Annotated in this window: 26 protein-coding genes; 1 reads left to right on the plus strand and 25 read right to left on the minus strand. The window is 36.7% G+C overall.

The window, feature by feature from the left end:
- Positions 1–2: 2 nt before the first annotated feature.
- The 6 genes from IEU65_RS09370 to IEU65_RS09395 form a co-directional block, all read right to left on the minus strand.
- On the minus strand, positions 3–371 hold the full coding sequence (locus tag IEU65_RS09370) for a DUF956 family protein (RefSeq protein WP_010291286.1): 369 nt from the start codon (positions 369–371) through the stop codon (positions 3–5).
- A 71-nt stretch (positions 372–442) separates the two neighbouring features.
- A complete protein-coding gene (locus IEU65_RS09375; RefSeq protein WP_010291284.1) occupies positions 443–1,357 on the minus strand; it encodes a PTS system mannose/fructose/sorbose family transporter subunit IID in 915 nt (304 codons plus the stop codon).
- 14 nt (positions 1,358–1,371) lie between these two features.
- Positions 1,372–2,184, minus strand: a complete 813-nt coding sequence (locus tag IEU65_RS09380) for a PTS mannose/fructose/sorbose transporter subunit IIC (RefSeq protein ID WP_010291281.1) — start codon at positions 2,182–2,184, stop codon at positions 1,372–1,374.
- 34 nt (positions 2,185–2,218) lie between these two features.
- Positions 2,219–3,166, minus strand: coding sequence for a mannose/fructose/sorbose PTS transporter subunit IIA (locus tag IEU65_RS09385; protein WP_010291280.1), 948 nt, complete (start codon positions 3,164–3,166; stop codon positions 2,219–2,221).
- A 200-nt stretch (positions 3,167–3,366) separates the two neighbouring features.
- Positions 3,367–4,323: a type I phosphomannose isomerase catalytic subunit gene (locus IEU65_RS09390; RefSeq protein ID WP_010291279.1), complete on the minus strand. Its 957-nt coding sequence runs from the start codon at positions 4,321–4,323 to the stop codon at positions 3,367–3,369.
- Between the two features lie 35 nt (positions 4,324–4,358).
- A complete protein-coding gene (locus IEU65_RS09395) occupies positions 4,359–5,099 on the minus strand; it encodes a nitroreductase family protein (protein WP_010291275.1) in 741 nt (246 codons plus the stop codon).
- A gap of 102 nt (positions 5,100–5,201) precedes the next feature.
- Here IEU65_RS09395 and IEU65_RS09400 point away from each other — a divergent pair, with 102 nt between their 5' ends.
- Positions 5,202–5,684: an FUSC family protein gene (locus IEU65_RS09400; protein ID WP_010291273.1), complete on the plus strand. Its 483-nt coding sequence runs from the start codon at positions 5,202–5,204 to the stop codon at positions 5,682–5,684.
- Here the strand turns inward: IEU65_RS09400 and IEU65_RS09405 are convergent.
- From IEU65_RS09405 to IEU65_RS09495, 19 genes are all read right to left on the minus strand, one after another.
- Positions 5,681–6,499, minus strand: coding sequence for an HAD-IIB family hydrolase (locus tag IEU65_RS09405; RefSeq protein WP_010291270.1), 819 nt, complete (start codon positions 6,497–6,499; stop codon positions 5,681–5,683). The genes IEU65_RS09400 and IEU65_RS09405 overlap by 4 nt on opposite strands.
- A 339-nt stretch (positions 6,500–6,838) precedes the next feature.
- Positions 6,839–7,672 (minus strand): dTDP-4-dehydrorhamnose reductase, encoded by an 834-nt coding sequence (gene rfbD, locus IEU65_RS09410; RefSeq protein WP_010291268.1) that lies wholly within the window; start codon positions 7,670–7,672, stop codon positions 6,839–6,841.
- Positions 7,673–7,711: 39 nt separating this feature from the next.
- Positions 7,712–8,749: a dTDP-glucose 4,6-dehydratase gene (gene rfbB, locus IEU65_RS09415; protein ID WP_010291266.1), complete on the minus strand. Its 1,038-nt coding sequence runs from the start codon at positions 8,747–8,749 to the stop codon at positions 7,712–7,714.
- 14 nt (positions 8,750–8,763) lie between these two features.
- Entirely contained in the window at positions 8,764–9,357 is a 594-nt protein-coding gene (locus tag IEU65_RS09420; protein ID WP_142511634.1) for a dTDP-4-dehydrorhamnose 3,5-epimerase family protein, read from the minus strand.
- Between the two features lie 5 nt (positions 9,358–9,362).
- Positions 9,363–10,235, minus strand: coding sequence for a glucose-1-phosphate thymidylyltransferase RfbA (gene rfbA / locus IEU65_RS09425; RefSeq protein ID WP_010292140.1), 873 nt, complete (start codon positions 10,233–10,235; stop codon positions 9,363–9,365).
- 49 nt (positions 10,236–10,284) lie between these two features.
- Complete coding sequence (locus tag IEU65_RS09430; RefSeq protein ID WP_010292142.1) at positions 10,285–11,832, minus strand: lipopolysaccharide biosynthesis protein; 1,548 nt, start codon at positions 11,830–11,832, stop codon at positions 10,285–10,287.
- The gene (locus IEU65_RS09435; protein ID WP_168441463.1) at positions 11,829–13,088 is read right to left on the minus strand and encodes a hypothetical protein; all 1,260 of its coding nucleotides are present in this window, start codon (positions 13,086–13,088) and stop codon (positions 11,829–11,831) included. The genes IEU65_RS09430 and IEU65_RS09435 overlap by 4 nt, the downstream gene beginning before the upstream one ends.
- Positions 13,089–13,095: 7 nt before the next feature.
- Positions 13,096–14,181 (minus strand): glycosyltransferase family 4 protein, encoded by a 1,086-nt coding sequence (locus tag IEU65_RS09440; protein WP_010292145.1) that lies wholly within the window; start codon positions 14,179–14,181, stop codon positions 13,096–13,098.
- A gap of 14 nt (positions 14,182–14,195) precedes the next feature.
- Complete coding sequence (locus IEU65_RS09445) at positions 14,196–15,248, minus strand: NAD-dependent epimerase/dehydratase family protein (protein WP_010292147.1); 1,053 nt, start codon at positions 15,246–15,248, stop codon at positions 14,196–14,198.
- A gap of 25 nt (positions 15,249–15,273) precedes the next feature.
- Complete coding sequence (locus IEU65_RS09450; protein WP_031941286.1) at positions 15,274–15,996, minus strand: IspD/TarI family cytidylyltransferase; 723 nt, start codon at positions 15,994–15,996, stop codon at positions 15,274–15,276.
- A gap of 2 nt (positions 15,997–15,998) precedes the next feature.
- Positions 15,999–16,787, minus strand: a complete 789-nt coding sequence (locus tag IEU65_RS09455) for a LicD family protein (RefSeq protein ID WP_168441462.1) — start codon at positions 16,785–16,787, stop codon at positions 15,999–16,001.
- A gap of 31 nt (positions 16,788–16,818) precedes the next feature.
- Positions 16,819–17,769: a glycosyltransferase gene (locus IEU65_RS09460; protein ID WP_010292154.1), complete on the minus strand. Its 951-nt coding sequence runs from the start codon at positions 17,767–17,769 to the stop codon at positions 16,819–16,821.
- Positions 17,770–18,007: 238 nt separating this feature from the next.
- Positions 18,008–18,895 (minus strand): glycosyltransferase, encoded by an 888-nt coding sequence (locus IEU65_RS09465; RefSeq protein ID WP_010292155.1) that lies wholly within the window; start codon positions 18,893–18,895, stop codon positions 18,008–18,010.
- Entirely contained in the window at positions 18,882–20,006 is a 1,125-nt protein-coding gene (locus IEU65_RS09470) for a glycosyltransferase (protein WP_010292157.1), read from the minus strand. Before IEU65_RS09470 ends, IEU65_RS09465 begins: the two co-directional genes overlap by 14 nt.
- A 110-nt stretch (positions 20,007–20,116) precedes the next feature.
- The gene (locus IEU65_RS09475; protein WP_031941288.1) at positions 20,117–21,400 is read right to left on the minus strand and encodes a glycosyltransferase; all 1,284 of its coding nucleotides are present in this window, start codon (positions 21,398–21,400) and stop codon (positions 20,117–20,119) included.
- A 4-nt stretch (positions 21,401–21,404) separates the two neighbouring features.
- A complete protein-coding gene (cps2T, locus tag IEU65_RS09480; RefSeq protein WP_010292161.1) occupies positions 21,405–22,574 on the minus strand; it encodes a beta 1-4 rhamnosyltransferase Cps2T in 1,170 nt (389 codons plus the stop codon).
- Position 22,575: 1 nt separating this feature from the next.
- Positions 22,576–23,181: a sugar transferase gene (locus IEU65_RS09485; protein WP_031941289.1), complete on the minus strand. Its 606-nt coding sequence runs from the start codon at positions 23,179–23,181 to the stop codon at positions 22,576–22,578.
- Between the two features lie 38 nt (positions 23,182–23,219).
- Positions 23,220–23,990: a CpsD/CapB family tyrosine-protein kinase gene (locus IEU65_RS09490; protein WP_010292166.1), complete on the minus strand. Its 771-nt coding sequence runs from the start codon at positions 23,988–23,990 to the stop codon at positions 23,220–23,222.
- Between the two features lie 16 nt (positions 23,991–24,006).
- Entirely contained in the window at positions 24,007–24,906 is a 900-nt protein-coding gene (locus IEU65_RS09495; protein WP_010292168.1) for a YveK family protein, read from the minus strand.
- Positions 24,907–24,927: the final 21 nt, after the last annotated feature.

A 24,927-nucleotide genomic window follows, 5' to 3' on the forward strand; every position in this document is an offset into this window, starting at 1 on the left:
TCTTAAGCGTCCTTTTGTTTCTTAAAGCGCGCCAACACACTGCGCCACAGCGTCGGCTGGCGCAACACTTTTTCATCTCCAAGATGTTCTCGCATAATTTTAAGTACTTTGCCAGATTCTTTTGCGGAAAAATCAAAATTTCCACTGTCAGTGGTTACCCTGAAACGACGCCCTATGTGTGTCTTGCTGACTTGTGCATAAACAGCCTTAACATTGGCCCATGGAATTTGGATGTAATCAGCGACATTATTTTCATTAAAAAATTCGAAAGCTTGATCGCCAATTAAAAAGTGTCCGTACTTTGCACCCATACCTAGATACGAAATACCCTGAGTTGTTAATTCTGCTGTCTTGTTTAAAGATTGTACCATAATCTACTCCATTAAACGTATGTACTGACAAAAGTGCTCGTCAATAAGGCGAGCACTTTTTGTCAAAATTTTTACATGATGTGGAAGGCATGCATTGCGATACCAAAGATAAAGATACCAATGATCATCACGATTGGTGATACCTTTTTCTTCAACAACCACATTGCCAAGAATGTCAACAGCAATCCCATCAATCCAGGAATCAAACTATCTAAATTGGCTTGCAACGTGTTAGGGACAACCTTTGTCAATGACAAACCTGACGCTTGTTCACCTAAAATCTTTTGCAACTGCTCACCAGAGACTGGTCCGTTAGGGAAGTTGATATAAGCGCCTTTTGCTAACTTCTTAGCAGGCAATTCTAGGATAAACTTAATTGATACCCAACGTTCAACCAAAACAGCCAAGATGAACATACCAAGAATCGAAGCACCCTTAGTGATGTCTTTCAACAAACCACCAGACAAATCTTGTGTAATAGCACTTCCAGCTTTGTAACCAAATTCTTGTGTATACCACAAGAATGCCATACGAATAACGTTCCACAAAACGAAGAATAAGATGGGACCAAGGATATTACCAGTCATGGCAAGTGAAGCACCTAAGGCACCCAGGATTGGTCGTACAGTAAACCAGAAGACTGGATCACCAATTCCGGCCAAAGGTCCCATCATACCAACCTTAACACCTTGAATCGCAGTATCATCAATTGGCGCACCATTGGCACGTTCTTCTTCCAATGCCAATGTCACACCAATGATTGGTGAAGCAACATAGGGATGTGTATTAAAGAATTCCAAGTGTCGCTTCAATGCGCTGGCACGGTCCTCTTTTGACTTATATAATTTTTTAATCGCTGGAATCATGGCGTAAGCCCAACCAACGTTTTGCATACGTTCGTAGTTCCATGAACCTTGCAAGAACTGTGAGCGCCAAGCAACTGACAAACGATCTTTTTGCGTTAATTCAATTTTTTCTGCAGCCATCATGTTGCTCCCTTCTAGTACTCGTTCAAGATGTCGCCGACTGGGTCACCGCCATTCGAACCACCGCCATTTGAACCGCCACCGTTACCACCCATCTTTGATAGGTTGATGTAAATCAAAGCAATGGCAACACCAATGGCACCAAGAGCAATCAAAGTCAATTGACTAACCGCAGCCAACGCGAAACCAATAGCGAAGAATGGCCAAACTTCACGCGTAGCCATCATGTTGATTACCAAAGCATAACCAACGGCAACAACCATACCACCACCAATGGCCATACCACCAGTTAGCCATTCGGGCATTGATGTCAAAGCGCTCTTAACGGCTGCGGCAGGCACAGCGATCAAAATTGCGGCAGGAATAGCAATACGCAATCCCTGTAATAGCAAACCAAACAAGTGAAGACTTTCAATGGTACGGAACTTACCTTCTTTGGCAGCCGCATCGGCACCATGAGTTAATCCAACGGCAATAGTACGCACGACCATTGTTAGGAACAATCCAGCAACAGCCAATGGAATAGCTGTCGCAACGGCAACTGATATTCCTGTTCCAGAGAAGTCGCCACCTTTGACCATTATGATCGAAGATGCAACAGAGGCCAAGGCAACATCGGGCGCAACAGCGGCACCGATGTTAGCCCATCCAAGCGCGATCATCTGCAAGGTTCCACCTAAGATGATACCGGCTGTTAAATGACCTGTAACCAAACCAATCAAAGTCGCTGATACTAGCGGCTGATGAATCTGAAATTGATCCAAGATACCTTCCAACCCTGCAAAGAAGGCAATGATTACGACTAAAATTATCGCAATAGTAGACATATTTAGACACCTTTCTTAATTAAACATTTTAATGTTATTTAACATTTGCTTTCTTGATTAAATCAAACAAGTTAGATTTGCTGTCATTTGGTACCTTACGGACATCAAATTCAACACCTAGATCACGTAACTTTTCGAAAGCAGCAACGTCAGTCTTATCCATTGACAAAACCTTGTTGACCATTGTTTTTCCTTCTGAATGGGCCATAGATCCGACGTTAAGTGATTTCAATGGTACGCCGCCTTCAACAGCTCTCAAGACATCTTCAACTGTCTCAAACAAAAGGAAAGCATCAACACCACCAAATCGATCGTCCTTGGCAACTTCAATCATTTTACTGATTGGCACAATATTTGCTTTGACACCATTAGGCGCCGCTTGTTGAATAAGACTCTTGCGCAATTCGTCCTTAGCAACTGCATCAGAAACAACAATGATTCGGTTTGCCTTTGAATCAGGTGTCCAAGCAGTAGCAACCTGACCGTGCAATAAACGTGTATCCAAGCGAGCCAACTTAATATTAATGTGACCCTCTTTAAGACCAACAGTTGACTTTTCTTTACTTGCAGCTGGTGCAGCTTCTTGGAACTCAGGTACAGACTTAACACCCTCACGAGCTACCGGCACCAAATACTTAGCCAAATCCGCAGCCTTTGTTTGACTCAAACGCCCACCGTAGGCCTCAATTAGCATTGGCAGGTTTAATCCTGACACAATAGCCATTTTATCTGGGTTTTGCTTTTGAATCAGGCTGGCACGATTAAAGGGTGAACCACCCCACAAATCAACCAAGAACAGCACTTCATCATCATTGTTAAACTTCGACAATGCTTCTTGATAGTGCTGATCCAAATCATCAGGGCCTTCATTAGGTAGGAATGTCACAACTTCAACGTTTTCTTGCTCACCGAAAATCATTGATCCTGACATCAAAATGCCTTTTGCAAAGTCCCCATGGCTGGCAATAATCAAATTAACCATTAGGAAATCTCCTTCTCAATAAATTGTTTACTTAATGATTATAGCGAAATGAAACCATTTTGTAAACGCTTACACAATAACAATTTAGTTATTGTTTACAAATCATATTATAATGTATCAGAGCAAAAAAGTAAACGCTTTCATATTTGTTTACAAAAAAGTAGAATAACTTTCATAAAATCCTTTCAGCATGTTTACATTTAAAATCGTTGATCTGGATTATCGTCTTTCGTGACAAAACTTTTAATGATTGTCATGTCGCCATCTAATGCGTAAGATATTGCTTCATCGTCAAAAAGAATAAAACTGTCACCTTTTTTGACAGCAGTCTCGTTAACACGGCCTGCACCATCTATAACCGTGAATAATTCATAATGATGTGCCAAATTAAACATTGATAAACCACGAACAGATAGTTTCTCAACAGTAAACTTCACAGAGGTTACCAATCGCGTCACAATCGTTTGATCAACAATAGTGGTTGTTTGCTTTAAAACAGGATCATGATGTGGCACAGTCGTAACATCGAGTGCATCGGCAATCTGCAAATCACGCTTTTGTCCTGTCGTGGCATCAACACGGTCAAAGTCATAAAAGCGATACGTTGTATCGGAGCTTTGTTGCGTTTCTAAAGCGACAATTCCTGCTCCCAGCGCATGAAAAGTGCCAGCGGGAACATAGAAGAAGTCCCCTTTTTTAACAGGAACAGTTCGAAGCATATGATCCCAATCTTCTTTTTCAACCATCGCCTTTAGTTCATCACGACTTTGCGCATAATGTCCATAATAAATTTTAGCATTTGGGGTCGCATCTAAAATGTACCAGCATTCAGTTTTGCCGTATTTTTCACGTGATTGTGTATCGTTTGGGTGAACTTGAATCGATAAATCTTGGTGCGCGTCAAGAATTTTAATTAACAACGGAAAGGCCTCATTGGCCTCATGACCACCAAAAAGATTGGGATTATCTTGCCATAATTGTGTTAAGGTTTGTCCAGCAAATGGGCCATCCTTGATGATTGATTCGCCATTTTTATGGGCGGCAATAGCCCAAGCTTCACCAACGTGATCGCCTTTAATAGGAAAATGAAAATCTTTCAAGGCCGTACCACCCCAAATTTTATCGTGTAAGGCTGCTTCTAATATTACTAATGTCATTTTGTAACCGCTTTCATTTTAATTTAAATAAAAACTTATTTTAAATTAAAGCCTTTATTTTGAGTGTATTGTGTCAATTCAGATGTGTCACGATTGGCTGTTAGCATTCTAACATTGTTGCTAATCCACGAACGAGTCACACCACGTTGCGCATAATAATCCGTCATGATTTTATCATATCGCATCACTGCCTCAACCATTTGTTCTTGATGATAACCATCTTTCATCAAAACACCGTCTAAATCAAGCTTTGGTTTAATACCAGGGTCTTGGGCCGGATAACCAATTGAGAATCCCATAACTGCTTTCACATACTTAGGTAGGTTGAGTTCTGATTCATAAAGCTCAAAAGCTTTTAAAGCGCCGGCCATGGTCACGCTTCCTAATCCAAGTGATTCAGCAGCGACTTGCGCACGTCCTAACGCAATACCAGCACTAATGATGCCACCTTCAAGCACATTATACCGCTTTATATTTTCCTCAGCTAACGCTTTTTCTTCTGGCGTCAATCCGATGAGGTCTTTATTGTAATCCACTGCGACAACAAAGTAACGCGTAGCGGTTTCAATATATTTCATCCCCACCTGAGCAGTAATTTCCGCCTTCAGCTTCTGTGAAGTAATTTCAATGAAGGTTACCGGTTGGTAATTATTCATGTTTGGTCCAGCGACAGCTGCATGAAAAATTTCTTGAACCTGTTCGTCTGTCACGGGGTCATCAGTGAAGGCACGTATCGACATATGTTGGTTCAATAAATCAAGGGTTGGGTTTGACATTTTGTCATTCCTTTCTAGAGCGTGTTTTGATTGTCTAAACAACCTACCTAGATAGTATCACAAAGTTGTGATAAAATAACAAAATATTCATTGGAGAAATTTATGCAAATAGGAAAATTTCGGTTAGGTTTAAGAACACTAAAGACAGCCTTCGCTGTTATGATCATTATCACATCTTTTTACTTTTTTAATCGGCCACCGTTTGTAGCTGCTTTAGCGGCAGTTTTTGCTTTACGAGAAAGTTGGGACAAAACCCTTAACTTTGCTAAAGTACGGCTAATATCAAACACGGTTGGTGGTGGTTTCGCGCTCATTTACTTTATCGTACGTGAACAAACTAACCATGCCCCATGGACTTCGATGATTCTACTACCACTATTGGTCATTGTCGCAATTGTTTTGCTTGACGGCTTCGATTACAATAGTGGCGTAATCGGTGCCATGGCTGCTTTGCTAATGATTTCATTAAATATTCCAGCCGGTGCCACTATTGTTTATGTTTTTGAACGAATTGTGGATACTTTCATTGGTGTTGCTGTTGCCATCTTGATTAATCGCTTTGGATCACCAAAAAATGTTAATTAAATGCCTAAATAATTTTCGATTGTTTTCAATACACCGTCGTTGACATTCACGTCAGCGGCTTTTTTTGTCACAGCATCTTGCATAAACGCTTCAGCGTTAGGCATCACAAAACCATTTTCATATTTAGTCAGCATCTCTAAATCGTTACCATTATCGCCAAAGACCATCACTTCATCATCCAAAACATCATAGTAGTCTTGCAGCACTTGCAGTCCCGTTGCCTTATCAACACCACGCCCTAAAACGTCCACTGAGCCAAAACCAGAACCCGTAGCATGTAGCTCATCTCCAAAAACTTCACGTAGCGCAGCGACATGTTGTTGTACTTCATCATTTGGCCATACAAAAGTAATTTCTAAGATGTGGTCATCAACCGCCATTAATTTTTCAACTTGTTTGACGTTTGGATAGAATTGAAACACCATTTTAGCCACAGGGCCAGTGGCATGATTAGAAACATAGGTCGCATTATCGCCTGTCATAATAATAATATTTTCAGCAGATTCTGGATTTTTTGCATTCCAATCAATGACTTTGGCTAATTGTTCCGCCGATAAATGAACTGAATAAAGTTGTTGTTCACTCGTCGCAACAACCGCACCATTTGAGCCAACAAAGTCTAATGCATACCCTTTGGCAATGGTCGGTGCAAACAGTTGTTGCAAATTTTTGACTTGACGTCCAGACGCCGCCACAAACTTCATATCCCGTTTGGTCATCTCTGACAATACACGCTCAAAGCGTGCTTGATTATACATATCATTAGCAGTTAAGAATGTACCATCCATGTCAGAAGCAATTAATTTAATCGGCATTGTTCATCTCCTAGTCGTAAATATAACTTTATTATTATACCATCTCTTGGTATTACTGCAAAACGAGTAACTTTCCCCGACTTTTCCCCAACCAAACAATCACTTCCGATAGCAAGGTGTACATATACAAATAAATCTAGCCGTTCTTAATACTAGTATATGGTAAATCCGGTGAAGGAACCGTTTTTTCTACGGCATCTGGTGTCAAAATGATAAACCACGTAAGTTTCAATAAACATTTTAGAATAAATCAAAAAAGGTGATGAACTTCTCCGCCAAGGACAATCTCCACCTCTAATGTGAGTAGATTTTTAATGTTAAGAGCAAATCAAAGAGCACCTATCTATATAAAAATCGCTTTAATGCCTCACGCCAACTTGGTATCTTAAATCCTGTTTCCTTCGCCTTCTCTAAGTTCATCACTGAATGCTTTGGTCGATACGCTTTTTGCGGAAATTCTGCACTAGTCACTGGTTCGACCACCACTGTGGTATCTTTTAAGATCTCTTTTGCAAAGTCAAACCATGTCGCAGTCTCATCATTCGACAAATGATATATTCCGTATGTCGCCTCGACCGCTATCAAATGCAACATGAACTCGGCTAATGTTCTGGTCCACGTTGGTCGGCCCAATTGATCATTAACTACCGTCAGTTTAGGATGGCTTTCTGCCAATCGTTGCATCGTATAGACAAAGTTATTTCCAAATTCGCCAAACACCCAACTCGTTCTAACAATATACGCTGCTGCCCCACTCTCTATGACAGCTAATTCACCAGCTAATTTGGCACGCCCATAAGCGTTTCTTGGATTAACTGGATCTGTCTCGCGATATTCTCCAACATTCAGCCCATCAAAAACATAGTCTGTCGACACTGCCACTAGTTTGGCGCCATATTGTTTGGTAGCGTCGGCGATATTCTTGGTGCCTGTTACGTTAACCTGCCAATTCATGGCGCGTCCTTCATCTTCGGCCAAGTCCACTTTTGTATACGCAGCCGCATGGAGCACAACGTCCGGTTGTTCTGCTTTAAAAGTTGCCATCACTGCTTCACGATTTGTAATATCTAACGCCTTTGAATCATAGGCAACAAATGTTAACCCACGCTCGCGTAACAACTTTTGCAATTCTTGACCTAACTGTCCATGCGCGCCTGTTATTAAGTATTTCATATTCCCTCCGAAAAAAAGGCCGCTTCCGCTGACCTTTGGTTACTGATTATTCTGCGCGTATTTCGCTTCTACTGCAGCTTTTTCCGCTTGCCACCATGATTGATGGTCTTCATACCACTTGATCGTATCTGCTAAGCCAGTCGCAAAGTCCGTATACTTTGGTTCCCAACCTAATTCTTCACGAATCTTTGTAGCATCAATGGCGTAACGCAAGTCATGACCTGAGCGATCCTGAACAAACTCAAAGTCATTTTCGTCCTTACCCATGTCTTTCAAAATCGCATGGAGGACCGTGATATTATCCTTTTCACCGTCGGCGCCAACCAAATAAGTCTCGCCAATTGTACCCTTAGTCAAAATTGCCCAAACAGCTGTGGCATGATCATAGGTGTGAATCCAATCGCGGACGTTCTTCCCAGAACCATATAATTTAGGCTTAATGCCAGAAATAATATTGGTAACTTGTCGCGGAATAAACTTCTCAATATGTTGGTAAGGACCATAATTGTTAGAAGTGTTAGAAATCGTGGCTTGCAAACCAAACGAACGCACCCAAGCACGGACTAACAAATCAGAACTAGCCTTGGTTGATGAATAGGGACTTGATGGTCGATACTGTGATTCAGGCGTAAACTTTTCGCCGACACCTTCACCATGTCCGGGCAAATCTTCTCGTAAGGGCAAGTCACCATACACTTCATCAGTTGAAACATGATGGAAGCGCTTGTTGTACTTGCGTGCTGCTTCAATTAATGTATAAGTTCCAATGATGTTCGTTTGCACGAATGGTGATGGATCTTTCAGTGAATTATCGTTATGACTTTCGGCAGCATAATGGATCACCGCATCGGTTTCAGAGACCAATTGATCAACTAATGGCGCATCAGCGATGTCGCCAACCACCAGCTTGACACGGTCTGCTGGTAATCCAGCCAAGTTCTCTTTATTACCGGCATAAGTTAACTTATCAAGCACCGTGACAAACACGTCTGGGTGTTCCGCTACAATATAGCGCACAAAGTTAGCACCAATGAAGCCGGCGCCACCGGTTACTAAAATATTTTTGTATTCAGTCATTTTGTTTCTCCCAATTACAATTGTGCTTTTGTTAGTGGCACGACATCTTTGAGCAAAGGATGATTTTTGTCTGCTTCACTCACCTCAGCATTTTCAACATCATCCCATTCAATACCCAAAGCAGGATCGGCGTAATTTACAAAAGCATACTTAGGCTTTAAATCTAGTGCCCAGTAGTCATTAACTAAGTATGAGTATGACACGGTGTCACTCAATACTTGGAAACCATTAGCAACACCACGTGGGACATAAATGCCTTTACTAGCATCAATAACAGTTTGGTAAACGTGACCAAAGGAAGCGCCTTCGCGTAAATCAACCCACGACCCCAAAACACGACCGTTGTCAGCGACAGAAATATATTTATCCCAAGGTTCGGCGTGTAGACCACGTAGCACACCTTTTCTTGATAAGGACACATTGTTTTGTAACTTATTCTCTTTAAAGAAAGACTCCGGAAAGCCTAAAGGCAACATTTTCTCTTTCTGGAAGTTTTCCTTAAACCAGCCACGATTGTCACCATGAACTGGAATGTCAAATTCTATCATACCGGGAATCGCGTCAATCATTCGGCCGGCTAGCGCTTTTTCAAAAAAATTATCACTCATCAAATTTATCCTTCTTCCGCCACAATTCTTAACAAATATTGGCCATAATCATTCTTTTTCAATGGTTGCGCCAGCTTCTCTAATTGCGCGATGTCGATATACCCCATCCGGTAAGCAATTTCTTCTAAGGAAGCCACTTTTAAGTTCTGTTGCTTTTGGATTGTGGCAATGAATGAGGAAGCTTCCAACAAAGAATCATGTGTGCCAGTATCTAGCCAAGCATAACCACGACCCATGACCTGAACATCCAAATCACCACGCTCTAAGTAAGCTTGGTTAATATCAGAAATTTCAATTTCACCACGCGCTGATGGTTTCACATTGGCAGCTATCTCGACCACGTCATTGTCATAGAAATAAAGACCAGTCACCGCATAATTTGATTGCGGCTGTGCAGGCTTTTCGACAATCGATATTGCCTTACCAGCTTGATCAAAGTCAACCACACCAAAACGTTCTGGATCTTTCACTTGATAACCAAACACTGTCGCACCAGTTGTTTTCAAAGCGGCTGCTTGTAACTTCTCTGATAGCCCAGCACCGTAGAAAATGTTATCGCCCAGTACCAACGCTACCGAATCATTGCCAATAAAGTCAGCACCAACGATAAATGCATCGGCCAAGCCACGAGGTTCTTCTTGAATGGCATAGTCAATCTTTAACCCAAGATCATGACCATTACCGAATAATTCTTCAAATTGTCCAACATATTCTGGCGTCGAAATTAACAAAATATCCGTAATACCCGCTAACATCAAAACAGACAACGGATAATAAATCATTGGCTTGTCATAAATTGGCACCAATTGCTTACTAGTTGCTTTGGTAATTGGATAAAGTCTTGTGCCGGACCCTCCGGCTAGGATAATGCCTTTCATTTTTTCCCTCCTTATCGAGTATACTAATTTTTTAGTTTTTAGCCAATATTTATGACTTAAAGTGTTGTAGTAGAGCAACGATACTAAAAGCCTCTAAATCTTTTGGATAAAAAATCTTATTCAAAATCATAAACATAACGAAAGCCGCTAGCTCTGCTAGAATTGCAATTAGAACACCATTTACAAATTTTTGACCTGAAAAGTTTTCCACAGTATACACTATTACAAAAATAACTATCGCACTACCAATTATATAAGATATATAAAGACATAAAAAACGCCGCACTTTTGTATTTAAACCATAGCGAAGAACAATCCATGATTCCCAAAAGACATTAACAAGTAAATTACTGGTAATGGTTCCAATTAAAACACCAGAAATACCCAAATCAGTATATTTAACCAAAGTCCAAGACACAACTAGATTAACTAATGATTCAAATATTGGTTTCCATCGTGCATACCAATAAAGCCCATAAGCATTCGTATAATTAATAACACTTTGCCTTAAACTCTGAAAAACAAAATTCAGAGAAATAATCAAAAGTGGCAGGAATGAATACACCATTTTATTACCTAACCATAGTGTCACAAAAGTTGATGAAAAAGCACTAAATCCAACCGCTACTAGAATAGACAATAAACTACTGATATAAAAGTATTTATAAAAGACCTCCTCTTTCTTCTTTTGACTCTCTTTAGAAGCTCCCAAATTGCCAATAGAAGAAGTGACAGCAGATATTAGTTGCCCCATAACTTGGGTCAAACCAGTAATAATCATTGTGTAGTTAGCATACATGGCAACAGATGTCAGACCAATATAGTAAGAAAGTAATAAGTTATCGGTACCATTCACAATGATTCCGCCCATTTTTGCTGAGAGCATCCCACTGATGTTTTTCTTCATATATCCAATGACCTTACCGCTTACTTTTTCTTGACGGTATTCTTGTAAGTATGGATACAACTTATCGACTACTCGTGATACATGGTAGTTTGATACAAACATGATTACGGCTTGAATCACGAGAAAAAGATAGAAATTTTTAAATATATATAAAGTAGCGATTTGAAGCAATTGACCGGCAATATTATAGCCAACTGTATTTAAAGTATTTATATATCCTTTTTGATCTGCAAGCAAGAGTGTTCTTTTGTAAGTCAGAAGATAAGAAAGGACAGTGTTTGATAATGCCAGTAAGAATGCGATATATACATTAATATCTAAATGACTGACCCCTCCATTTATAAGTTTGGGGACAAAGGGTGTTAAAATCAAGCCTCCTACCAATACAAATAATGCAATATAACGATACCATTTTTTGAAAAGGTTCATGATAGCTACAATTTGCGGTTTATCATCATTAACCAGAGGATCAAATAAGGAAAAAGTAATTGCAGCACCTAAGCCGAGCTCAGCAAAGTTTAGATATCCTAATAAATTAAGAAACAGTCCGTTCAGTCCCAAAAATTCGGCACCCAATACATTAATAAAAACAGATCGGGAAATAAATTGCATAATTAATTGTACTAATTGTGCTGTACTAGCAACTACAGAGTTAATCGTCGCTGCTTTTGTTCGAGTTAATTTATTCATAATAGATTGTTTTTCTCTTTTAAGTTTTCATAAGCGTCAGGAGATTTATTCAAAGAACATAAAGTTATAAATCCAGCAATTCCCACAGCATAACTAATATTATTGGCAAAACCTATTATTAGAATAGACAAGCTTAAGGATGCTAGTATATACTGATCTTCTCTCAATGATTGTACAAATGTCTGTCGATGGGCTATAAATATTATTAACAGTCCTAACAATCCTAAATCAAAAAAAATATACATGAAAAAATTGTCAACAACATATCGTCCGTTTATATTCATAGTAGCATTAGCAAGATTTTGCCATCTATTAGAAAAATTTTGCCCTATAAGAATATTTTTCGTACCAAAACTCAACACCGACTCATAGTACTTAATACCATCAAATCTACTTAATAATGATGGCAACTTTTCAAAAATACTATCGGGTATTTTTGAAATAATCCACTGACTTACTAATCCTATAAACCATAGACTATAATATGTCCATTTATACAGGAACTGTTTTTCTTTATACACTCGCTTAGTGATTATATAAAAACTCAAACCCACAATAATAGTACTTGTCAAAGTCAAAAAGGAAGTTAAGTAAAATACACCTCGAATCATGTTTCTCCATTTAGTGTGTGGCCACATTTCAATGATTGCTATACAACAAAGGCACAAAATTCCTAACCCAAGTCCTGAGCCCATTGTCCCTGAAGCACGAACTAAATAATTTGCATTCAGCAATGACGAATCTCCAGTTCCACCTTGACCGACTATATAATAGATAGAACTAACAATTTGTTGCCCATTAATACTTGTTGGTAGAAGCGGGCTTTTTAAGACAAACTGAAATATACCAAGTACTGATTCAATTAGTCCAAAATATACAACTAACAGAAAATGACGATCACCTATTTTGTGTTTTGTAATTGGACGCAACCACAATATTATAAACATAAACAAGAAAGGTAGATAACGAACTAATGTAGACTTTATTTCAGATGTAACAGAATAACTAGGTGAAGAAGCTATAGAAAATCCAACTAACAGAAGAAATAATACCAGACATACAAATCCCTTCACTGAAAAAAAAGCTTTTGTTGTTAATATGTAAAGTAGAATAATAAGCAAAAACAATATAGGAATCAGCAATTTGGTAAGAAAGTTAGACTGCGTAAGTTGCACTATTGTTGGTGAAGATAATACAAAAAAAATAATAATAATAAACGGTTGAATACCTTTTACAATCCACTGATTCTGCGTCATATTTATATTACTTCCAATCTTCAAAAATTGAGTTTAATTTGTAAAAAGATACTTCCTTTGAAAGTTTCTTAACTAAATTGTAACCATTTTCAGCCATGGTAATTCTTTTATAGTTATCGTCTAATAGGCTAATAATATCTTTAGACATTTGTTCCTTATCACCAACTTCAGACAAAAGAGCTGTTTGTTGGTTGATTCCAAAATCATTAACTCCCCCATTCTTTGAACTAACAAGTGCTGCGCCGCACATCATAGCTTCAGTAGCAGTTAATCCCCATCCTTCTATACGGCTAGGAAACAAGTATATCGCTGATTGATTATATAAATCCTTTAATTGTTTTGATGTCGCATTTTGGGTGTAAGAAAAATATTCTGGGAGATTTTCAGGCACATGTGGGGTGCCAAAAAGTTTTACTTCTAAATCTGGTATCTTATCATGTACCTTTTTTAACACTTCAATACCTTCTGCTGTTCCTTTGAAAGGATTATCGTGATTTAGCATACTTACAACATGTTTTCTATTAGTCAAACTATTTGATATATCAAACTCTTCACTATTAACAAAGTTCTTAACAACCTCAGCCTTAACACCTAATTCATTTTGCAACATTTCTTTTAACCAACTGGCTACTACTATGCGCTTCATGTCAAATGACCATGTTGGCTTAACAAATTCAGCTGGTCCAAATATTCGCTCATCATGTTGAATAAAATAAACTTTTGTTCCTTTTCTTGAGGATAATTTATTTACTGTATAGGCTGTTGTCCATGCTGTAGCAATAACAATATCACTGTCTGGAAAATACTTTTCTTGGGGTAAAACGAAGTTAAGTTTAATACGACTATCCAAATTAAACCATGTTACCTTTTCTTTTGATTCAACAAGAATGCCAACATGATACAAAATATTGCGTTTTATTTTGCCTAACACACCTCGCAGACCAACACACTTATTTGGCACCCTATCATATAGAGTGAAATTTATTGTTACGTCATCTCCATTAGACGCAAACATATTTGCATACTCGTAAATAACTTTATATCCACCAATAGGATGATCCGAATTATTAGGTAATACAAAACTAATTTTCATAGTAACCTCGCTATTTATCTCCAACTACTAATCATATCATCAAACATATTAGTGATTGTATAATCTGGATGCCAACCAATTGTCCTCAACTTCTTACTACTTAACTTCATTGTTGTATCTGGAGCAAATTTTTGTTTTTCAATTTCATTATTTTCAATAATCACTTTAGATTTTTTACTTGAAAAACGTGTAGAAACTAACAGAGCTAATTCATCTATTGACATGGTAGAATCCTCATTCACAGCCGTGTATGTTTTACCTACTTCGCCCTGCTGGCTTACGACCAAAATCGCCGTAATTGCATCTCTTATATCAACATAGTTACCCATACTTTTCCCTGAAGACTTAATAGTAATATCCTTGTTTTGCAATGCGCTATTTGCAAAATACGAGAAAACTCTATTATCATTTCTATCTGAACCAGGACCAAATGATTGCGCAAGCCTCACATTATGAGTTTTTAAATTATATTGTGCTGCGTATGCCGTTGTTAAAAGCTCACAAACCCTTTTCCCTTCAGAATAGGTGCTTCTAATGCTAGTTAAATCTATGTATCCTATATCTTCTTCTTTTATGATTGATTTATTAGGATCAGTTATTCCAAATGCTTCCATTGATGAGATGTATACAAACTGACTGCGATGCTGACGTGCAATTTCGAGTAACCGCTTTGTGCCTTGGTACATAATATCCAGTGTATCAACCGGATACTCTACCATAAAACTAGATTGCGTTACAGCTGCTGTGTGAAATATAATGTCAATGGAATGTTCAATTTTAGTGATTTCACGAACATCTGCTTCTATAAAACTGATTGATGAATATAACTTTCCGAAAAGATTCTTTGCTTTTTCATTGTTTCTAATCAAAGCAATGATATTGACATTCTTACCATACAATTGATTATATAAAGCAAAAGATAATACCATTTGTCCACCAATTAGCCCAGTGGCACCAGAAATCGCAACCGTTTTATTGTCAAACTTATCGAATAACTTTTTATGTTTATTGACTAACTGACTTAACTCTTTTTTTACAATCAAGTTTATTTCTAAATTTTCTAGCATTATCTCTCTCACTCCTAACAGTCGTCTAAAAAATTTGATTCACTCTTCTTGCTTCTAAAATACCTTTGAAGATATAATAATCAATCGGAGTTGTTATTTTTATATTGTTAGTTGTTCCGTCAACATAAAAAAGTTTTGTTCCAAAACTCTGCATTAATTGTGCAGAATCAACAAAATCAACTTTCCCTGATTCTGCAGCTTTACTGTGAGCAGAAAAAATATCTTTATAATGATAGCTTTGAGGCGCAACGGCCATTCTATAATCATCACGATTCAGCACTTGGTCGACCTGATTATCATTAGTTACAGTAATAACTGTTTCTATCGCTTTTTTGACTGTGATGGCGTTACCATGCTTTCTTACACTGTTAATGTTGTTTTTTATGACTTCATTATCAATTAAAGGGCGAACGCCATCATGTATCAGCACAGTGGTTTGATCATTTACAAATTCTGCCATTGCTTTTAAAGCGTTGAATTGAGAAATTTGACTTGTTTCGCCTCCCTCAACTATTTTAACTACTTTTTGTAAATTATACTTTTTAGTCAATTTGTCCAAAAAGTTTTTCCATCCTGGAGTAATTGAAATAAATATTCCGTCAATATCTTGACTTCTTTCAAATATTTCCAATGTGTGTATAATTATAGGCTTACTTTCCACTTCTAAAAATTGCTTAGGTAGTGAACCATTGTTCATTCTTGAACCCACTCCGCCAGCAAATATTAGTACTACGTTATCACACTTCATCGTTACTCCTTACTTTCTTTGTTAAGCGCCACATAAGTGTACCCATGCGCCACTTGTTTTTCTTTCGGTGGGACAACCATATATTCACCAAAGTATTTATGTAATAAGCTATCATATCCTATTGGAGCTGGAAAATCATGCCCTTCAAAAGTGACAGTAACTTTGCCATCAAACCATTCTCTTTGATACGATATGTCCCACTGTGACCCTGTTGTAATAGTAGAAACTTGTAATCCTCTTGGTACCTTAATAATATGCTCATTAAAACTCTTGATAATTTTTTTATGATTAAACAGCTTGACAAACTGCCTTAAAACTATCTTTAAAACGTTGCCATCCTTCTTGACTTCTTTTTCATTAAGATGCATTAATATACGTTTATAGACATAAGCTCGTAAGAAATAAATGTTTTTCTTAAAACAGCTTTGAGGAACATTGTCTATAGGAAAAACATCAATAAAAACACCATAGTGTGTTTTTTCATTGCTGTCCTTAATAGTTGTTTGCCTATCGGTCACTTTAGAAAACGCATAATAATAATTTTCATCATTTTCTATACTTAGTGAAGAATATTGATTGGACATATTTTTGTCTATGTTTAAAAATCTCTCGTAATCCTCTCTTGGCATACATATATCGATGTCATCATCCCAAGGAATAAACCCTTGATGTCGTAATGCACCAATTAATGTTCCTCCATGTAAAAAATAATTCAAACCATTATCATCACAAATTTTCTTTACATACAATAAGATATCTAGTTCACGTTGCTTGATCTCTTTCAAGCTCATTACATATTCCAATTTTAGGTTATCCTTACTCTTATAATCCATTAGTAAATAGCATTAAAATCTTCATTAATTGATAGTTGATAGGTGCTTCTGAAGAAGTAACCTTTATTTTTTTTGAGAACAAGATGTATAATTTCTTGGAAAAACTATGTTTGTATTCTGAAAATGCTGTTAAACTTTTTATGTCATTCTCCGATAATTGTTCCCGGTACCCTTTTAATAATAGCTGAGCTCTGTAATCCATATTCTGAGAAAATTGTTTTTTAGCTAATTTATTAACTAAAAGTTTTACTTTTTGAAAAAAATTCAATGGTCCTTCAGTGTTGGTCGTGCCAGAAACATTATTAATATGCCTTCTATAATTTATAAAGGCGCGTTTGTCATACACTACTTTTCCCATAAAAGTAAATACAGCTGTAACCCATTCATCATGAGTTATATTATACGGAATATACTGTTCTAATAAATTTTGTCCTGCTTTATTCCACACCTGTACACATCCAGCGCCCCTTGAGTCAACAAATCTTGAAATAGGAGTAGCGTTCCAATTATATGGTGGATAATTATCATAAACCTTTCCAGTCACTTTAGACAAATCCTCATTAGCAATATATCTATCGCTTATGTATAGTGTGGGAAGATTAGCACTTTTGTTACTCAACATTTCAACCGCCTGCATTAACTTTTCTGGTAGCCATTCATCATCTTGATCAGAAAAAGCGTAATAATCGGCATCTTCTTTACGCAAGTTAGAATACAAAGAAATGAAGCTTTCTCTGAATCCCACATTTTCACCAACTGTTACACTAACATTAGCCAATTGGTTATATTCCGTTAAAATTGAAACCGTCTTGTCGGTCGAGCCGTCATCGCGAACTGTTAAGAAAACTTTGACATCTCTTTGGTTTAGAATAGAATCTATCTGTTGCTTAACGTATTTTTCTCCATTATATGTTGACATTAAAACATTGACAATACTCACTTTTTTCTCACTTTCTAATAATAATCTCAAAAAACTTTAGGGAGGAACAAGTATTAGATTTGTGTTATCAAAAAAATTTGATAATGAACAGACCACAGTTAAGTATACTACGTTGAATTAATCGACACTCTACGCTTCCAAACCGAGTAGTCTATCGAGTAAAATTACTACTTATAAAGCCACTTTCACAACGAATATTTGTTAACATATTACCAGTGCATGTAATTCTACTAAAAAACTATTTATATTTTCCAGTTACATCATTCATACCATGCCAGATACCTTTTACTATCATTACAGTGCGTTTTTTCTTGCTTTCAGCAACCACTATTTGAAAAACTGCCTTCATGAATAAATGGCGGTACCAACCAAAACTAAACGAAAAGGATGGGCTATACCTTTTAAGTGAAACAATTAAATTTCTATACACATAATACAGACGATCTGGATTATCAATTCCTTTACCAAGTATAGTCCTTAATTGACCAGTAGTTTGATGATGTAGAAACACATCATGATCCATCATTACCTGATAACCGAGCGTTTGTGCTTTCCAGCACCATGCAAAATCTATAAAGTCAATAAAAAGTTCTTCATCAAAGTAACCCACTTTTTTAAAATCACCCAAACTGACAATAGATCCTGAACTAATTATATGAGAAGCAATCGTCGTTCCAATTTCAGAATCAGAAGAATTTGTTGTTGCTCCTAACATAATAACCTTCCTATTCTTCTTTTTTTCTAAAATTAAATGATTTGCTAGATTCAACAGTTGCTTTTTTTCTATATAACTGTCTTGATCAAAAAACAACAATAAATCATCATCACCATATTTATTATCGATGAGATAACGAACGGCCTCATTTTGGGCAGATCCAATTCCATTATTACTTTCTAACCGTCGATAAAAAATATTGCTATGATTTTTAGCCTTTGATTTAATCTGTTCACAAATTAAAGAATCATCGGAATTATCAACTAGAAAAACTTTATTAACACTTGCACAAAATTTGCTTAAATTATTAAATAAATCCATAACCCTTGGATTGAATGTTACGACAATAACATATATTGACGGACACGTCATATATGTGTCATCTTGATGTAATTGTTTATACTGTTTCATAAAGATTATCCATAATGCTTTCAAAATTTTTTAGAGAATATCTACTTTGATTTGCTACCTGTACATACTCTTTTCTTTTCTGTCTATCCACGGATAATTGCATATTTTGAACCCACATCTCATCATTCTCCTGTACATCCATAAAACTAATGAGGTTTTCAGTAATTACTGCTTGTTGTGGAATAGCATTAGAAGCAAGTATTGATAAGCCATTAGCTTGCGCTTCTAAAACAGAATAGGGTAATCCTTCATAGATTGAAGGCATTAACAAGATATCACCAACACTATACCAAAGTTGCATATCACTTTGGGCACCTAGAACATGAATTTTCTGTTTAATATCTTGAGGATAATAATTTACAGTTTCCTTGATCAATGGCATTTCTTCGCCGTCTCCAACAATAATTAAATGCTGAGCAACATCCTTCTCAATCGCTAATTTTGCAATTGAAAGGGACTTACCAATATTTTTTTGTGCTGTTAATCTTGAAGCGACCAGTAATGTGGTATCGCTCGTTAAAATATGTAACATCGATCTGCCATCTACCCTTTTTTCACTAGAAAACTTTACTTTGTCAAAATCAACACCATTAGGTATAATCTGAACATCCTGATTATTGTCAAACATCCATTTTGCTGCGTTATCACTAACGGCAACCCTTTTAACATCTAAGCTGGACAATCTTTTCCTTTGAAAGGAACGCACTTGTGAAATTAAATTTTTATATTTTTTATCCATAACAAATGATTCTGCACTGTCATTATGTGAATGATATATAACTTTTGCGCCACTTGTAAGTGCAGCTAACGCAAAATCATAATTTGACGGAGAATTGGCATTTACATGCACTATGTCAAATTTAAATTTTTTGAAAAATTGCTTGTATTGAATTTTCCGTGAAAAATGTCCCAATTTGCCTCCTACATTTGCAACCTGAAGAACCTTCACACCAAATTTTTTAGTCAATATATCTTGATAGGCAATTTTCTGATTACTGAAATTATAGATATAAATTTCATTATCATAGTTCATAACCTTGCAAATATTCATTATAAATGTTTCAATTCCACCTTGAAAAGGTGTGGCGCCGAATAGTAGTATTTTTTTCATGGCCAATACATATTTCTCCTAAGTTTTTATTAATTTTTAATTTAAGTCCATTATTTATAAACCCAAATTGCTTTTCAATCTGAATAATCTATAAATATATTTAGCTGTAATTAACTAGATAAACTAACATATAACTTACTAACTTTTTCGAAATGTTCTTCTGGTGATAATATATTTATTAATGTTTCTTTGTTTTCAATACATTCAGAATTAATATTACGCATATCATCAAACTGCAACCAATTAGGAACAATATCCGACGCTCCCATTTTACTAGCAACAGCCACCTTAGTTCCCGTTGATAATGCCTCAATAGCTATCAAGCCAAAAGTTTCATGCCATTGACTAGGTAAAATTACTAAATCAATTTTATTCATATATTTTTTAAAAGAAACCTGGTCATATCTTCCTAAGTCAGTTACTTTTCCAATATCTACACTAGAGTTATCACCCATCACAAAAAAAGACATATTAGGATTTTCTAATTCAAATACTTTTACAAATTCTAAAAATTTAAAAAAACCTTTTTCTTCAGTATAAGGACCAATATATGCAATTGAATTAATTTTTTTGTTTAATAGTAAAACCTCACCTGATCTTTCAATATTATTACTGGATATTGAAAGCGTTACAGTTTTCCACGTCATATTTGGTAGAAACTGCTCATAAACTTTTTTTGAAACGCTACTGTTAAAATGAACAATATTAACACATTTCAACATACTTAGATAATATTTTTTCAGCTCTTGAAAGCCTGAATCGACTTCAGTTGACCAGCAAGTTTGTACAGGTAAATCATCCACTAATGCAGATGATTTCTTCAACTTTTTTATCAAGGTACGTAGAGCTGGATATATGCTTAACTGATTAATTCTTAGTTTAATAGTTCTACTTCCATATGAACGTATATTATTCCATATATCATACTTCTTGTCTTCAACAAAATCATGACCATCTAAATACATTTTGGGATGGGGCGAAATGCCAAAATAATCGTGCGTTGTAAAAACTATCTTGATATTATGTTTCTTAGCCTCTTCTAAAAACTCGCCATATAAACCCATCAATGTATGAATATGTATAACATCTGGTTTCTCTGACTCTAAAAGATTAATAAATACTTTAGAATCTGTATGTTTCATAAAATCTTGCGGATTTTTTATATTACCAATTAACGGAAGTGGCAAAGAATTAACTAATTCCGCATAGGGAATATTTTGACGTTTACCAAATTTAAAATAAGGTTCTCGTTTTAAAAAATTTACTCGACCAGGAAAAACCATGACTACTTCATGTCCCTGATTTATTTGTTCATTCATTAAGTCTAACGAGTACTTTACCAGTCCACCTGTTCTTTCGGGCGGAAATCCTAAAGCATAATGTAATATTTTCATTGATTTATTCGAACACCATTTCATATTTAGCAATTATTTTTTGCCAAGTATATTCTCTAGCAATGATTTGCTTAGCCGTCTTTCCATTATTAAATAATTGCTCTTCAGTATAATGATCAGCTGCATCAATCGCACGTGCCAAATGACCGTCTTCCTTTGTCCAATAAATAGCTGCATCATGGGCAACATCTCGATTAAAACCAACATCAACAAGCAAGTTCAGCTGTGTACTGGACAATGATTCCAAAAGGCTAGGGTTTGTTCCGCCGACTTCGTGTCCATGAATATAAGCAAATGCATTTTCTCGAATGTAGCGAAGTAACGGTTGGTCATACACCGTGCCAACAAACTTGATACGCTTATCTTGATTAAAGGAAGTTATTTGTAGTAACTTCTGATAGAACTTATTTTTTTCAACGTTAGTGACAATCACCAAATCTTTTTGAGAATCAGACTTCATAAATTCACGAATCATTGTTTCATAATTATTCTCAGGTACAAAACGACCAACAATTAAATAATAATTATTTTGTTGTATGTTTTTTTCATGAAACCAGTTTTCAACAATGGCATCATTTTTATTCAACGACGAAGGCGTAGTATCTGTGCCATAAGCTATAAAAGTTGTATCAGGTTTAAATGCCCCATACTCCTCTTGAATATATTCTTCTATTTTACGGTTATCACACACCACCAAATCAGCATGTTTAATCATACCTTTTTCAGACACTTTCCAGTACTTTCTAACTGGTAATGGCCATTTGGCGCGTTTCCACTCATGTCCGTCTGGATTAATTAAATATGTACCACCAAGCGCATGAATTTGCTTGACATACCTTCCAATGAAAGGCCCGATGCGTGCCGCTAAAATGTAAAATATTGGCGCCTTTGCTTCAATGTCTTTAGCATTTTGAATTGCCCACTGGAGTGCTTTTATATCGTATGCTATCGCTTGTGCTGGACCAATACTAGGAACATCAATTGAAAAAATCTCCGCACCATTGTATTCAAAGACATCATTTTCTTGGCTTAGTTCGGTATTATCTCGGCGAGAAGCTACATGATACGTAATGTCGGGTGATTCTTGACCCGCAGTTAATTTCTCAACAAACGTTTCATAGCCACCATATCTGGCCGGTATACCTTTAGATCCAATAATATAAATATGCTTCATTTTAATAAGCTCCAGTCTTTTCACTTGGGAACATCAATAGAACTGTTTTGCACAGAATCACAATATCTCCCCAAAGGCTTTGATTAGCAATATACTTTAAATCCAAGTCAATCATTGTATCAAAATCAACATTACTTCTCCCACTGACCTGCCATAGCCCAGTAATACCAGGCTTAACATTAAGCCTAAGCATTGCGCGTTTTGGGTATTTTTCGACTTCTTCCCGAAGCGCTGGACGTGTACCGACTAAAGACATATCACCTTTTAATACATTCCAAAATTGAGGTAATTCATCCAACGAGTGTCTACGGATAAATTTGCCTATTTTTGTCACCCGAGGGTCTTCTTTCATTTTAAACATACCGTCAACGTCACTTTGTTCTAACAAATCTTGACGAATTTCCTCCGCATTAGTGACCATTGAGCGTATTTTCCACATCATGAATGGCTCACCACCTTTACCAATTCTCTCTTGCTTAAAGAAAATAGGGCCACCATCCTTTTTAACTTGAATGGCAATCAAAATAACAGGAATTACTGAAACAAGTAAGCCAAGTAATGATCCAATCAAATCCAATATTCGAATGAATATATTTTGCACTCTCAATTTATTCTCTCCTCAAATCTCTTACTACTTTATGCTACTTAGTTTTTGTTTCCCCCATAACCGTAACCGTATCCATAACCATAGCCGTATCCTGAACTCCCTTTCTTTCTACGACTTTGATCATTATAAATAAATCCTAATACTGGCGCCTCAGCAATTTTCAACATTTCGTTCGTTCGTTGAAGGGCGCCTTTATTAGTTTTACCACCATTAATCACGATAGCTACACCATCAACTTTAGACATGAGAACCTGTGCATCTGTTACCATCAAAAATGGCGGTACATCAAAGATAATCAGATCATATTGTGACTTGAGCTGCGTCACCAATTCAGTCATTCTACCCGAACCCAATAATTCAGCCGGGTTAGGTGGAATTGGTCCTGATGTTACCACATCCAAATTATCCATCGCCGTACGATGAACAACATCGCTGATTTCTTTATGATTATCGCCTAAGTAATTCGTTAAACCAGCTGAATTACGATTTAAGCCAAAGGAAACTGCCACAGTAGGGCGTCGCAAATCAGCGTCAACTAATAATACTTTCTTTCCTTGCTGTGCATAGACAATCGCTAAGTTTGAAGTTACTGTGGACTTGCCTTCAGATGGCAATGCCGAGGAGATTAATAATGTTTTAATTTCGCCTCTAGATACTGCAGCAAACTCAATATTAGTGCGCAAAGTACGAAACTGTTCTGATACAGGGTTCTTTGGTTCAGCCGCTGTAATCAATCTAGCGCCCTTAGTCATTGTTTCAACAGACAAACCATCTTTACCGACACTTGATTGTTTCTTAAAAAAACTCATAATTATCTCCTCCCCTTTATTCCCGATCTAAACGACTCAAACGTGATCGTTGTGTCCCATTACTCTGGTTTACCTTAACTGCAGCACTACTTGAAGGTGCCATACTGAAGTTTTTGACTGGCTTAACATGACCGATAACACCTAAGTTAGTCATACCAAATAATTGTGAGACTTCATCTGGAGACTTAATCGTCGTGTCTGCCAATTCTTTAATCAGCATATAAAGGAAAGTTAATCCGCCAATAACTACTAATCCAGCCAATGTGAACAACTTAGTATTTGGTGAGACTGGCTTCTTGTTGGCTTTGGCTGAATCTATAATTGACACGTTATTAATTTTCATAAAGCCACCGATTTTGTCTTTAAAGACATCAGCCACTTCATTAGCTACGTCTGCGGCTAATTTGGGGTCTTTTGACTTAACATTAATTGAAAATACTTGTGAATTTTGTTGACTAGAAATCGTGACCATACTTTTCAATTCATCAACTGAAAGCTGGTACTTTGTTTTGTTAGAAGGCTTGGTGATTTCTTTTTGGGCCGGTGTGACTAAGCGTCGTGTGCCATCAGCAAGTGTGTCATAGACAGCATCTTTAGCCTTTTGGACAACAATTGGTGCTGGATTTTCTAATTTATCAGAAACAGCGCCTAATACATTGCTTGAAATAATTAAATTCTTATATGTATTGATCAGCTGGACATCCGCCTGTTGATCAGACAAGTTAGCTGTGGCAGTACTCATATCATCAGTTGATCGGTTAACTAGCATACTAGTTGATGCACTATATGTTGGCGCAATAACAAATTTAGCCACACCATAGCCAGCACAAGCGCCAATAATAGCCATAAAAATAAGCGCAAAAAAATGCTTTTGAATGATATGCCATAATTGGCGCAGTTCAAGAACGTTATTCATGGTTCTTCAATCTCTCTCTTC

It is taken from the genome of Leuconostoc pseudomesenteroides KCTC 3652 (genome assembly GCF_014634745.1).
GTDB classification, from domain to species: Bacteria; Bacillota; Bacilli; order Lactobacillales; family Lactobacillaceae; genus Leuconostoc; species Leuconostoc pseudomesenteroides.